This is a genomic window from Amycolatopsis sp. NBC_01307 (assembly GCF_035975215.1).
Taxonomy (GTDB): domain Bacteria; phylum Actinomycetota; class Actinomycetes; order Mycobacteriales; family Pseudonocardiaceae; genus Amycolatopsis.
In genome coordinates this window covers 10,337,583-10,351,051 of sequence record NZ_CP108403.1, presented here as the reverse complement: position 1 = coordinate 10,351,051, position 13,469 = coordinate 10,337,583, and the positions used below count along the sequence as shown (strand labels likewise).

Genomic DNA, 13,469 nt, shown 5'->3' with positions numbered 1-13,469 from the left:
CACATTGAGGGACACTACGTCCCTCAATGTGGCATTCACGGCTTTTCAGCGACGCAGGAGCAGGGAGACGTCGCCGAACTCGTGCCAGAGGTAGCGGCGCTCCACCGCCGCGTCGTACGCGCGCTGGACCAGCTCCGGGCCGGCCACCGCCTCCAGGAGCAGCAGGTGGGACGCGTCCGGCGCGTGCAGGCCCGTGACGATGCCGTCCACCACCCGGGCCGGGCGGTCCGGGCCCAGGACCAGGTCCGTCCAGCCCTCGGCAGGACCGTCGAAGGCCGACTCCAGGGCGCGGGCCGCCGTCGTGCCCACCGCGATCACGCGGCCGCCGCGGGTGCGGACCCACGAAACCAGCGCGGCGGTCGTCACGGGGACCCGGAAGCGCTCGGCCTGGGGTGGCTCGCCGGTCTCCAGTGACGACACCCCCGTGTGCAGCAGCAGCGGCGCGACCAGCACGCCGTCGGTCACCAGGCGGGTGACCAGCGCGTCCGTGAACGGCCGGGCCGCCGACGGCATCTCGGCGCTGCCCGGCTCGCGGGCGAACACCGTCTGGTAGTCGCTCAGCGGCCACGCGCGCGGGACGTAGCCGTAGCGGATCGGACGTCCGCTCGCGGCCAGCAACCCGGGCACCGGGACCGACGCGGCCGCCCGCCACAGCCGTGCCTGACCCGGGACGTGCTCGGCGAGCAGCGTCAGCGACGCGCCCCCGGGCAGGTCCAGGCGCTCGCCCGGCCGGCCGTCGAGCAGCGGGCCGCCGGGGGCGCGCAGCTCGACCACCCACGCGCCGTCGGCCAGCTCGGTCGAGAAGTGGACGACGACCGGACGCCCGCCGCGACGGGCGTCGATCGCCGCGGGCAGTGTCCCGGACGTGTTGACGACCAGCAGGTCGCCCGGCCGCAGGTGATCGCCCAGCGCGCTGAACACCGTGTGGTGCACCGCGGACGGGCTCGCGACCAGCAGGCGGACCTCGTCGCGCGCCACCCCGCGGGCTTCCGGTGGCGCCGACGCCGACAGTTCGCCGGGCAGGTCGAACCGGACGCTCATGCGGGCACCAGCAGGTCGGCGGCGCGGTAACGGCCGCTGGCCGGACGCTCGTCGAGCAGCCGCAGGAACGCCGGGACCGCCGCCTCGGGCAGCGGCCGGTCGGAGATGTCCTCGCCGGGGAAGGCGAGCTGGTGCATCGCGGTGCGCAGGTCGCCGGGGTCGACCGCGTAGACGGCCAGGTCCGGGTGCTCCGCGCCGAGCACGGCGGTGAGCTGGTCGAGCGCGGCCTTCGCGGAGCCGTAGCCGCCCCAGCCTTCGTAGGCTTCGACGGCGGCGTCCGAGCTGACGTCGACGATCGTGCCGCCGGTCTTCGTCAGGGCGGGCAGCAGCAGCTGGGTCAGCGCGAGCGGCGCGAAGACGTTCACGCGGTAGACGTTTTCCAGCTCCGCCAAGGGATAACGGCCCAGCGGCGGCAGCGGGCTGACGCCGAGCGTACTGGCGTTGTTGACGAGCAGGTCGAGCCCGGAGCCGACGGTGGCGGCGAGTGCGGCGCGGTGGTCCGGGTCGGCGACGTCGCCGGGGACGGGCGTGAAGCCCGCCTCCCGGGCCGCGGCGGTCAGCGCGGCCGCGTCCCGGCCGTCGCCGACGACCGTCCACTTGCGACTCACCAGGGCCGCGGCGAGGGCCTTCCCCAGCCCCGCCGAGGCGCCGGTGATCAGTGCGACTGGCATGGTTCCTCCTTGCAGGGGTACCACACCATCGTTGAACCTCTACATTAGTCGAGGTCAACCGGACGGCGGCCGCGCAGCAGGAAATACGCTGCCAGCGAAACGACGAGCCCGACGTAGTAGGCGAGATCGGCGCCGTGCAGGGCCGCGGCGACCGGGCCGGTGTAGAGCGACGTGTTCATGAACGGCACCGCCGCGCCGAAACCCGCGACGAACGCCACGACGGCGGCCCAGGGACGCGTGGTCGTCGCGGCCCGGACGTCCACGGATCGGGCGCCGCGGGTGCGCCGCAGCCAGTCCGGGAGCACGACGCCGAGGAACGGCGGGATCCAGTAGCTGACGAACAGCAGCACGTTCTGGAACTTCGCCGCCAGCTCGCCGCTGTGCATCCAGAGGATCAGCGCGAACGCGAGCACCGTGACGAGAACCGCCGACACCGGGCGCCGCAGCCGGACGCCGACGGTCTGCAGCGCCAGGGATCCGCTGTAGTCGTTCATCGCGTTGGACGACACCGCCGCGAGCGCGATCACCGCGAGGGCCAGCGAACCGAGGAAACCGCCGCCGAGCAACGTCGCGACGCCGGTCGCCGTCTGGTCGCCCAGCGACGACCCGAGCGCGAGCCCGAGGCCTTCGCCGATCGCGTACGACGCCGTCAGACCGAGCAGGGTGAACCAGAAGACGCCGCGCGACGACGTGTCCGCGGGCAGGTAGCGGCTGAAGTCCGAGGCGTACGGCGCCCAGGAGATCGCCAGCGACAACGCGATCGTCGAGAACAGCACGACGGCGCCGGTGTGGTCGCCGCCGGTGGCCGTGTCGGCCGTCGCGATCGGGTGTCCGGAAAGGACCTTCACGGCGAGCGCGGCGAACGCGAGCACCAGCAGCACACTCATCACGGCCTGCACGCGGTGGATCAGCGCGTAGCCGAAGACGCCGAGCGCGCACTGCAGCACCAGCACGATCAGCACCGCGGCCCAGAACGGCAGCCCGGTCAGCTCGGCCAGCGCCTCACCGCCGAACAGGCCGACCAGGGCGTCCCAGGCGATGGAACCGAGCCACTGCACCAGGCCGGGCAGCACGACGCCGCCGCCGAACGGCAGCCGCGCGAGCGGGAGCTGGCCGGTGCCGGTGCGCGGGCCCCAGGTGGACAGGTAGGCCACCGGCAGCGACCCGAGGACCGTGCCGGCGAGCATCGCGACCAGGCCCGTCCAGAAGCCGAGGCCGAGCGACGCGGCGAGGGTGCCGGTGAAGACCGCCGTCATGGTCAGGTTCGGCGCGAACCACACGCTGAACAACCGCCACGGCCGCCCGAACCGGTTGCTCTCCGGCACCGGCGTGATGCCGTGGGTTTCGATCGCCAGGTCCGAGCCCCCGGCGGGCATCCGCCCGCCGAAGACCTCGGCGTCGAGACCGCGTCCGCTCATGTCCTGCCTCCACTCGGGTGATCGAGGCAACCCTAGGGGATGCGTGATCACCCACCGGCCCGGCGAGCCCGCGACGTGCTTCGACGGTCAGTGGTGGTTGGTGTGGAAGGCCCAGGCGTCGGCGACGATGTCGCGCAGGTCGGGCCGGCCGGGCTGCCACCCCAGGTCCTTCCGGGCCTTCTCGCTGCTCGCGACGGTGACGACCGCGTCGCCGTCGCGCCGAGGGGCGAGCACCACGGGGATGGGGTGCCCGGTGACCTCGCGAACCGCGGCCACGACCTGCATGTTGGTGTAGCCGTTGCCGTTGCCCAGGTTGTAGATCTCGTGCCGGCCGGGCTCGATCGCCTCCAGCGCGAGCACGTGCGCCGTGGCCAGGTCCGCGACGTGGATGTAGTCCCGCACGCACGTGCCGTCCGGGGTCGGGTAGTCGTCGCCGTACATCTGCAACCGCTCCCGCTTGCCCGCCGCGACCTGCACCACGATGGGGATGAGGTGGCTCTCCGGGTCGTGCCGCTCGCCGAGGTCGCCGACCGCGCCCGCCGCGTTGAAGTAGCGCAGGCTCGTCGCGCCGAGGCCGAACGCCGCGGCTTCCGCGGACAGCATCAGGTCGACCATGAGCTTGCTGGCCGCGTAGGGGTTGCGCGGTTCCACCCTGGCGGTCTCGTCGAGCTTCTCGTCGCCCTCGCCCCGGTACATCGAACCGGTCGACGAGAAGATCAGGCGCCGGACGCGCGCCGCGCGGGCCGCTTCCAGCAGCGCGAGGGAGCCGCGCACGTTGACGTCCCAGTAGCGGTCCGGCCGGGCAACGGACTCCGCGACCTCGATCCGCCCCGCGAAGTGGAGCACGCCGTCGAAGCCCGCTTCGGGCGTCAGCACCCGAGCCGCGTCGTGCACCGACAGCTGGTGGAAGGCCACGCTGTCCGGCACGCTCGCGCGGTGCCCGGTCGACAGGTCGTCGAGCACCTCGACCTCGTGCCCGGCCGCCAGTAGCGCTCGGGTCACCACACTCCCAATGTAGCCCGCACCGCCCGTGACCAGCAGTTTCACCGTGAGATCCTCTCTCGCCGAATGGTCAGGGGAGCTTAGCGACCCGGCCGGCCGCGAGTGCGCGGCGCCGCACCGTGCCCGGACGGCCGCGCGGTGTAACGCGGCGGGCCGAACGGGCGAATCACGGTTAGCCGTCCGGGAGGGGTTCGCGTGGTGCAGCACCCCCGGACCGTCGTGCTGACCGGGCTGCTGAGCCTCGGCTTCGGCCTCGGCGTCACCGCGCTGACGCTCAAGGCCGCCGACGGCAGCCACTCCGCGCTCGACACCGCGCTCAGCACCACCACCGGGTTCCTGTTCCTGCTCGCCGGCGCGGTCGCGCACGTGCAGCGGCCGGCCAACACGATCGGCGTGCTCATCGCGCTCGTCGGCGTCGCGTTGTTCCTCGAAGACCTGCAGTTCACCGCGAACCCGGTGCTGTACACGCTCGCCGTGCCGCTGCGGGCCGCGTCCAGCCCGGTGATCGCACACCTGGTGCTCGCCTTCCCGCACGGCGGGCTCCGGTCGCGGTGGGAACGGCTGCTCGTCGCCGCGTCGTACCTGGTCGTGCTCGGCCTGGGGGTGCTCGGGCTGCTGTTCAGCGACGACCCGCGCGACCTGCCGGCGATCTCCGCCGACCACGACGGGCACGGCCTCGCCGACCGCGTCCTGGGCCTGGCCGCCGCGGTGATCAGCGCCGGTGTCCTCGTGGTGCTGCTGTACCGGTGGCTGACCGGCCGGCTGCCCCAGCGGCGGCTGCTGTCGCCGGTGATCGCGATCGCCCTCGTCGGCGCCGCGACGTCGGCGGCGGGCACCGCGCTCGGAGACGCCAGCCCGCTGTCCGAGCCGCTGCTCGGGATCTACCGGATCGCGTTCTGCCTGTGGCCGCTGGCGTTCCTGGCCGGCGTGCTGCGCGCCCGCGTCGGCAACGCCGAGATGATCCGGCTGCTGCTGGAGCGCGACGGCACCGGGCTGGCGGCGCTGGTGCAGGACGACGAGGTGTGGAAGGACAGCCGTTCGATCGACGCGCTCAACGCGGCGGCCGGGCTGGTGCTGGACAACCAGCGGCTCACCGCCGAGCTCGAACAACGGCTGGCCGAGGTGCGCGCGTCGCGGGCCCGGCTCGTCGCGGCCGGTGACGAGGAGCGCCGCCGGCTGGAACGCGACCTCCACGACGGCGCGCAGCAGCGGCTGGTCAGCGTCGTCCTGCTGCTGCGGATGGCCAACCGCCGCGTGGAGCTGCCGCCGGCGGTCGGCGAGCTGCTGACGAGCACGGTCGACGAGCTGCAGACGGCGATCACCGAGCTGCGCGAGCTGGCCCGCGGCATCCGCCCGGCGATCCTCACCGAGGCGGGCCTGGTCGCGGCGGTGCGGTCGCTGGCGGACCGCGTCCCGATGGAGGTGGCGCTCTCGGTGGGCACGGTTCCCCGCCTCGACGCGGCGGTGGAGGCGACGGCCTACTACGTCACGTCGGAAGCGCTGACGAACACGTTGAAGCACGCGCGGACCGGCCACGCGGACGTCCGCATCGCGGTAGCCGGCGCGCAGCTGCGGGTCGAGGTGACGGACCGGGGCGTGGGCGGCGCGGACCCCGCCGGCGGCTCGGGACTGGCCGGGCTGAGCGACCGCGTCCAGGCCCTGGGCGGCGAGCTGTGCGTGGAGACCTCCGGGGAAGGCACGACGATCCGCGCGGTCATCCCCCTCGCAACGCGGCCCGAAACGCCGTGAAGGCCTCCTTACCGGCCGTAAGAGCCGGTAAGGAGGCTCGGAGTCATGGAGTCGTTGCAACACCGCCCAGCGAAGGGTGGAACTGCGATGACACGGGTACGAACCCATCGGTGGCTACCACGCTCGGCGCAGCTGCTGTTCTGGCAGCAGATCCGGGCAGGCCTGACCGCGAAACCGGCCGCGCAAGCGGCCGGTTTCGCCCCCGCCACAGGCGGGCGGCTGTTCCGCCAAGCTGGCGGGGTGATCAGCAACGCACCCCACCAGCCCGGGCCGGTCCGGCTGACCATCGCCGAGCGGGAAGAGATCGCCTGTCTGAAAGCCGCAGGTCACGGCCCACGCGCCATCGGCAGAACGATCGACCGGCCGGCCTCGACAGTGTCACGGGAGCTGGCCCGCAACACCGGCCTGACCGGCCACTACCGGGCCAGCAGTGCCCAGCACGCGGCCGAGGAACGCGCGAAACGACCCAAACCGGCGAAGCTGCGCGCCGATCCGGCGTTGCGGGCGGCGGTGCAGGACGGGCTGACCCGGAAGTGGTCGCCGCGGCAGATCTCCGAGAGACTGGTGCTGGACTTTCCCGACCGGCCGGAGATGCGGGTGTCGCACGAGACGATCTATCAGTCGCTGTATGTGCAGGGCCGGGGCGCGTTGCGCCGGGAACTGACCGCGGCACTGCGGACCGGGCGGGCGTTGCGGATGCCGCGGCGGCAGGCCCAAACCCGGCGGGAACGCCCGTCGGGCGGGATCCAAGACATGGTCAACATTTCCGAGCGGCCTGCCGAGGCCGCCGACCGGACGGTCCCGGGGCATTGGGAAGGCGACCTGATCCTGGGCAAGGACAATCGGTCCGCGATCGGGACGCTGGTGGAACGCTCGACCCGGTTCGTGATGCTGCTGCACCTGCCCCACGGGCGGGACGCAGCCACCGTCGCCGCGGCGATGACCGAGATGATCCAGACGTTGCCGCCGCTGCTGCTGGGCTCGCTGACCTGGGATCAGGGCAAAGAAATGGCCCATCACCGGAAGATCACCCTGGACACGGGGTTGCAGATCTACTTCTGCGATCCGCATTCGCCCTGGCAGCGCGGCAGCAACGAGAACACCAACGGTCTGCTCCGGCAGTACTTTCCCAAAGGCACCGACCTGTCCCAGCACAGCGCGGATGATCTGGTGCGGGTGGCGGAGGAGCTGAACGGGCGGCCTCGGGAGACCCTCGGCTGGCGGACACCAACCGAGGCCCTCACGAAGCTACTGTCAGATCAACAAACACCAGGTGTTGCAACCACTGCGTGAATCCGCCAGGCCTTCACGGACCTCGATGGAGCTGACTAGACGAGGAGCAGGAACAGCAGCCCGCTGGGCGAGCCGAGGCCGGTCACGTCGTCGTAGCCCTTGGTGGTGTGGATCGTCAGACCCTGGTAGTCGAACGTCCGCACCGAGCGGAGCAGACCGTCCGACGCGTCGACCGAGTTCGCGTAGTCGACCCGGGCCACCGCGGCGTCCACGTGCTGCACGTCGCTGATCGCCTTGGTGCGGGAGGTCAGCTTGTAGATCACGGGGTTGATGAAGCCGTGGTGGAAGTGGTCGAAGCTGTCGGCCACCGCCATGATGCCGGCGAACACCGGCGACGCGAGGCTCGTGCCGCCGATCCGGTACTGGTCGTAGTGCGCACCCTCCGGGAAGGTCTGCGTCTGGCCGACCAGGAAGCCGGTGTTCGGGTCACCGATCGCGGAGATGTCCGGAACCACGCGGCCCTTGTTGCCGGCCGTCTGGTTCTTCGTGGACAGCGAGTCCGGCACGACACCCTTCTGGTAGAAGGGCTGCGGGAACAGGCGGCTCGTGCCACCACCGGAACCGGAGGTGTAGGCGAACGGCCCGAAGGCGCCGTTGGTGATCGTGGACTTGCTGGTCTCCCAGCCGGTCTCGAACAGCCGCTGGCCGTTCTTGCCGACCGCCAGCGACGTGCCGCCGACCGCGGTGATCCACGGCTCGGAGGCGGAGAAGTCCGGCGACGGCGTGCCGAGGCGCGCCACCTCGTCACCGTTGTCGCCCGAGGAGAAGTAGACGCCGATGCCCTCGAGGACCGCCTGCAGCGAGATCTGGTTGAAGACCTTGACCTCGTCGGCCGGGATGTCCTCGCCGGTGTCGCCGTAGGAGTTCGACACGATGTCGGCCTTGTGGCCGGCGATCACGTAGTTCAGCGCCTCGTCGAGCGCGTTGTCCTCGCAGGACTCGCCGCCGACGTAGAGGATGTTCGCGCCCGGGGCGAGCCCGTGGGCGGCCTCGACGTCGAGGGTCTCCTCGCCGTACCAGCCCGCCGCGTCACACTGGTCCGGCGGCTCGAGAACCGGGTTCGCCGGGAAGACGTGCTGCGAGAACTGGCTCTGCTTCAGCGGGTGCTGCGGGTCGTTCTTCTTCGCGTACGTGCTCGCGTCGGCGTAGATCGTCGGCGAAGCGAAGGCGTCCACGATGGCGATCGTGGTGCCGTGGCCGTCCGCGCCGAACTTCGCGGCCTGGTCGACACCGTAGGCCGAGCGGAGCTGGGCCGGGGTGTAACCGCAGGGCGCGTAGGTCAGCTGCTTGCCGTTGTAGGCGGGGTCGGTGGTGTCGACCTTCTCGCCGTAGTAGGAGCTGCACGGCGGCGCGTTGCGGAAGCCGGGACCGGGGGCGACGTCCGACGGCTGGACCGACTTGGTCGCCTTGCCGGAGTCGATACCGTCGGTGTGGTCCGGCTTGAACAGGTTGGTCGCCTGGTCCACGCCGACGACGCCGAGCACGTCGCTCGCCAGGTTCGCGGGCACCGAAAGGTTCTTGTCGGCGGCGCGGAGGGTCTGGCCCTTGACGTTGTACTTGCCCAGCTTGACGCCGAACGCGTTCTGCGTCTGGCCGGCGGTGCCGGTGGCCTCGACGTAGGCGCGGTTCGACGGGATGTCGCCGATGCTGAAGCCGCTGCCGGTCAGCCACGCCTTGACGGCGTTGACCGTCGCGTCGCTGGCGGCGAAGCGGTCCCGCACCTGGTCGGTGCTCAGGAACTGGCGGTAGGTCTTGCTGTCCGGGTCGGACACGGCCTGGGCCAGCGCCTCGGCTCCGGCGTTGTCGCGCTGGTTCAGGTAGACGCGGAAGCTCAGCTTCGCGGCGGGCGCCGTGTCGGCGACCTTCGCCTGCGCGTTCGCCCACAACGGGTGCGACTGCGGAATGTCCTGACGCCCCTGTGCCGACGCCGCTGCCGGCATGGCCGCGGTGAGACCACCCACCACCGCGAGCGAAAGGAGCAGGGTGGAGCTTCTTCGCACAGAAATCTCCCTCTTCTGAATCGGCCCGGGTAACGGACCTAGAACACCGGACGAGACTAGATCGGGGTTCCGGCCCCGGGGAAGTACTTGCGGAACCGTTATCTGGTCGCGAATTCACCGGATCCGGAGCGCGGGACGGAAATCCGATTTGTCGTCCGAAATACGCGAGGATTGCTCCGCGATGCGCGGTAAGTCCGATTCGTGGCCGTATTACGGACCACGCGATCGGAGTACCCGCCACCTACGAAAGTCGGTTGCTCCGTCCACTCCGGACAGTCCCGCGATGACGGCACTTAAGCCGTCAGCCACCGGCTCGGCCGGGGATCCGGGACCGGCCGCGGCCCGACGTCAGACCTGCGCCGCCAGCCGGCGATCCACTTCCACCGGGGAAACACCATCTCCAGCGCGAGCCCAGGGCCACCGATCTCGACCCGCAATTCCGCCTCGCCCGCCAGCACGACACCTCGCGGACCCCGGCCACGAAATGCGGCTCGGCCAGGTCACCAAGACACCCGGGTTGACCACCGACACCGGCGCCGCAAACCCGCCGACCGCCCTATCGTCGCCACGCCGATCCGGGTCCGGCCGCGGCCCGGCGTCAGACCTGCGCCGCCAGCCGGCGATCCACTTCCACCGGGGAAAAGACCGACTCCACCACCATCGCCACCGCGCCGTCCACCGCGAGCCCGGTGCCGCCGATCTCCACCTGCAGGCTCTGCGTCGCCCGCGGTAACGCGCGCCGGTACAGCACCTCGCGGACACCCGCCACGAAATGCGGCTCGGCCAGGTCGCCCGCGATCACCAGGACGCCCGGGTTGACCACCGACACCAGCGTCGCGAGCACCTCGCCCACTTGGCGGCCCGCGAACTCGGCCAGCCGGACCGCCGCCGGTTCGCCGGCCAGGATGCGGTCGCGCACGCCCGAGCCCGACGTCGTCGGCAGGCCCTGCTCGGTCAGGCGCGCGGCCAGCGCGCCGCCGCTGGCGACCGCCGCTAGGCAGCCCTGGGAGCCGCACATGCAGCGGGCCTCCGGGAACGCCGGCAGCCGGATGTGCCCGATGTCGCCGGCGCCGCCGTCGACCCCGCGGTAGACGTCGCCGCCGATGACCAGGCCGGCGCCGATGCCGGTGGACACCTTGACGACCACCAGCGCGGGCGACTCCGGGTGGCGGGCGCGGTGCTCGCCCAGGGCCATCAGGTTCGCGTCGTTGTCGACCAGCACCGGGGCGCCGAACCGCTCCCCCAGGTACTCGTCGATCGGGTAGCGGTCCCAGCCCGGCATGATCGGCGGCTGCGTGACCCGCGCCTGCCCCGGCTCGACCGGCCCCGGCACGGAGATCCCCACCCCGCAGACTGGCAGGTCGACGTCGGCGAGCAGCTCCTCGAACCACTCCGCGATCCGGCCGAGCACGGGTTCCGGGCCGTCGGCGACGCGCACCGGGCCCTCGCGGCCCCCCAGCCGGCGTCCGGACAGGTCGGTCAGCGCGACCTCGGCGTGCATCGTGTCGACGCTCGCGGCGAGGACGACGGCGTGCCGGTCGTCGAACCGCAGCTGCCGCGCGGGGCGGCCACCGGTGGAGTCCTCCTGCCCGCCCTCGGCCAGCAGGCCCGCCGACTGGAGCAGGTCGAGCCGCGCGGTGAGCGTCGAGCGGGACAGCCCGCTGCGCGTGAGCAGGGCCTTGCGCGTGGTCGCCTGACCGGTCCGGACCAGTCTCAGCAGCTCACCGGCGCTGGTCGACGTGGTCATCCGGGCCCCCTTCGCTGTGGGTCACATCATCCCAGGGCCTACTTTTGTCCATTGACAAGACATAAGTAGGAGATAGATTGGACACATGGACGTAACATGGGGGTCCGCTGAGGCCGTGCTGGCCGAGAACTGGATCGGCGCGTCCACCGTGCCCTCGCGCGGGCTGTACCCGCACCAGTGGAGCTGGGACTCCGCCTTCATCGCCTTCGGCCTGCGCCACCTGGCCCCGGAGCGCGCCCGGCGCGAGCTGGTGACGCTGTTCTCCGCGCAGTGGCGCGACGGCCGCGTCCCGCACATCCTCTTCAACCCGGACACCCCGCCCGAGGCGTACTTCCCCGGCCCCGCGTTCTGGCGCGCCGGACGGACGTCCGGGCTGATCCAGCCGCCGGTGCACGCGCGCGCCGTGCTGGCCGTGCACCGCGCCGACCCGGCGGGTTCCGGCGCCGAGACGTTCCTCGCGACGCTCTACCCGAAGCTCAAGGCCTGGCACGGTTACCTGCGGACCTACCGCGACGCCGGCGGGCGCGGGCTCGCCTCGATCGTGCACCCTTGGGAGTCGGGGATGGACAACAGCCCGGCGTGGGACGGCCCGCTTTCGCGCGTCACGCCCGCCGACCCGGCCGGGTTCGTCCGCCGCGACCTGGAGCACGGCCACGCCGCCGACCGCCCGAGCGACGAGGACTACGGCCGCTACGTCCGGCTCGCGTCGGCCTACCGAGACAGCGGCTACCTCGACGCGCGCTGGGCCGACGTCGACGGCGGCTTCACCGTCGAGGACCCGGGCCTCAACGCGCTGCTGGCCGACGCCGAGCTCGCGCTGGCCGAGATCGCCGAGGTGCTCGGCCTGCCCGCGGCCGCCGCCACGCACCGCGACAGCGCGGCCCGCGTCGCCAAGGCGCTGCAGGAAACGTTGTGGGACAGCGCGTCCGGCTTCTTCTTCGCCCGCGACGTCCGCACCGGCGAGCGCACCCGCGAGTACACGTGCGCCGGGCTGCTGCCGCTCGTGCTGCCGGACCTCGCCGTCGCGCCCGCGCTGCTGGCCACCGCCACCGGCCCGCGCTTCCGGCTCGGCCAGGTGCACGGCGTCCCGAGCTACGACCTGACCGCGGCCGACTTCGACCCGGGCCGCTACTGGCGCGGCCCGTCGTGGTTCAACGTCGGCTGGCTGGTCCGCCAGGGGTTGCTGCACCACGGCGAGCACGCGCTGGCCTCGTGGCTGCGCGACGACCTCGTCGAAACGGCCACGCGCACGGGTTTCGCGGAGTACGCGGACCCGTTCACCGGCGCGGGCCACGGCGCCCGCTCGTTCGGCTGGACCGCGGCGCTCACCGTGGACCTGATGTCCACCACCGGCTGACGGCCGGCCCAGCCGCGTCGGGGGCGGGTGGGCCGGCCGCCGCTTCGCGTTGTGGTGTGCCGGACCGACGTGACCCACGACGACGCGTACCTGCTGTTCCTCGACGCCGCGGGGTATTCGAGCATCGTCGCGCGGGCCGAACTGTGAACCGGCGAGCTGCGGCCAGCCGTGGACAAGGGGCCGTGCGGTTGCCCGGCGACCGGTCCGCGTCGATCCATTCACCGCACGTCAACTTCGCGGAGCACCTGGAGGAAGTCGTCCCGCCGGACCGGCTGCACCGGACCCTGGACGAAGCCATCACCCAGGCCCGACGTGCTGCTGTGAACGGCAGAAAGCGTTTTCCCACGGCCGACCAGGGGACCCGCACCACCCCCAGCCGGGTGCGGGTCCCCCGTTGTGCGATGGTGCGGTGCTCCGGTTTTCGTGGCGGCGAACCGGTCCTGACACCGAAGACCTCTGCCGGCTTCGGCGTCCTATCAGGATTTTCGCAGTCTACCTTCGCGGAGCCCGCGGCGAACGTGCATTTTTCATGGTCCACACCGTGAATCCCGCATCAGCCGAAACCTACGCCGGACGACAGCAGGCCGAACGCCCGATCGGCGGCGGCGACCGCGTCCGGATGGCGCTGCTCAGCGGGAATTCCGTTCGCGACGGCGTCCATGTTGGCCGTCGACAGCAGCCGGCGGACCGCCGCGATCTGGGCCGCCGCCAGTTCGGCGTCCAGTGAAGGCACGTTCGCTTCCATCAACGCCAGTGCCAGTGCCGCCTCCCCCGCGGAGACGAACTCCGCCAGCCGCGCCACCAGTGCCGGGGTGCCGGTGACCAGCCGGAACACCGCGACGACCTCGAGGGCGTCGCACAGGCCGGTCACCGGCTCGCGCTCGGCGAGGCCGCGCAGGAACGCCTCCCGCAGCGCCGCCAGCGGTCCCTGGCCCGGGCGGCGGGCGCGGACGACGTCCGCCGCGTCCGTCTCGTGGTCGGCGAACCGGTGCAGCACCAGGTCCTCCTTGCTCGGGAAGTAGGCGAAGAGGGTCCGCTTGGACACCTCGGCCACCCGCGCCACCTCGGCGACCCCGACGGCGTCGAACCCGCGCTCCAGGAAGAGCGTGATCGCCGCCGTCGAGATCGCCGCCCGCGTGCGGAGCTTCTTGCGCTCCCGCAGGCCCAGTTCATCGGTCACGTCACTCAGCG

At 72.1% G+C, this 13,469-nt stretch carries 10 protein-coding genes; 3 read left to right on the top strand and 7 right to left on the bottom strand.

Going from position 1 to position 13,469, the window contains the following annotated elements:
- Positions 1-45: 45 nt before the first annotated feature.
- The 4 genes from OG439_RS46725 to galE form a co-directional block, all read right to left on the bottom strand.
- Entirely contained in the window at positions 46-1,041 is a 996-nt protein-coding gene (locus OG439_RS46725; RefSeq protein WP_326946751.1) for an S-adenosylmethionine:tRNA ribosyltransferase-isomerase, read from the bottom strand.
- Complete coding sequence (locus OG439_RS46720; RefSeq protein WP_326946750.1) at positions 1,038-1,712, bottom strand: SDR family NAD(P)-dependent oxidoreductase; 675 nt, start codon at positions 1,710-1,712, stop codon at positions 1,038-1,040. The genes OG439_RS46725 and OG439_RS46720 overlap by 4 nt, the downstream gene beginning before the upstream one ends.
- A gap of 44 nt (positions 1,713-1,756) precedes the next feature.
- Positions 1,757-3,130 carry a purine-cytosine permease family protein gene (locus OG439_RS46715; protein ID WP_326946749.1) on the bottom strand — a complete coding sequence of 458 codons (1,374 nt, stop codon included), beginning with the start codon at positions 3,128-3,130 and terminating at the stop codon, positions 1,757-1,759.
- A gap of 87 nt (positions 3,131-3,217) precedes the next feature.
- Complete coding sequence (galE, locus tag OG439_RS46710; protein ID WP_326946748.1) at positions 3,218-4,177, bottom strand: UDP-glucose 4-epimerase GalE; 960 nt, start codon at positions 4,175-4,177, stop codon at positions 3,218-3,220.
- Positions 4,178-4,330: 153 nt separating this feature from the next.
- Here galE and OG439_RS46705 point away from each other — a divergent pair, with 153 nt between their 5' ends.
- On the top strand, positions 4,331-5,881 hold the full coding sequence (locus tag OG439_RS46705) for a sensor histidine kinase (protein ID WP_326951796.1): 1,551 nt from the start codon (positions 4,331-4,333) through the stop codon (positions 5,879-5,881).
- Between the two features lie 87 nt (positions 5,882-5,968).
- On the top strand, positions 5,969-7,174 hold the full coding sequence (locus OG439_RS46700; RefSeq protein WP_326943343.1) for an IS30 family transposase: 1,206 nt from the start codon (positions 5,969-5,971) through the stop codon (positions 7,172-7,174).
- Between the two features lie 35 nt (positions 7,175-7,209).
- On the opposite strand, the gene OG439_RS46695 is transcribed toward OG439_RS46700, so the two are convergent.
- On the bottom strand, positions 7,210-9,174 hold the full coding sequence (locus OG439_RS46695; RefSeq protein ID WP_326946747.1) for a S53 family peptidase: 1,965 nt from the start codon (positions 9,172-9,174) through the stop codon (positions 7,210-7,212).
- Positions 9,175-9,772: 598 nt separating this feature from the next.
- Positions 9,773-10,921 (bottom strand): ROK family transcriptional regulator, encoded by a 1,149-nt coding sequence (locus OG439_RS46690; protein WP_326946746.1) that lies wholly within the window; start codon positions 10,919-10,921, stop codon positions 9,773-9,775.
- Between the two features lie 85 nt (positions 10,922-11,006).
- Between OG439_RS46690 and OG439_RS46685 the strand changes: the two genes are divergently transcribed.
- Positions 11,007-12,278: an MGH1-like glycoside hydrolase domain-containing protein gene (locus OG439_RS46685; protein ID WP_326946744.1), complete on the top strand. Its 1,272-nt coding sequence runs from the start codon at positions 11,007-11,009 to the stop codon at positions 12,276-12,278.
- A gap of 553 nt (positions 12,279-12,831) precedes the next feature.
- On the opposite strand, the gene OG439_RS46680 is transcribed toward OG439_RS46685, so the two are convergent.
- Positions 12,832-13,458, bottom strand: coding sequence for a TetR family transcriptional regulator (locus OG439_RS46680; protein ID WP_326946743.1), 627 nt, complete (start codon positions 13,456-13,458; stop codon positions 12,832-12,834).
- Positions 13,459-13,469 lie beyond the last annotated feature (11 nt).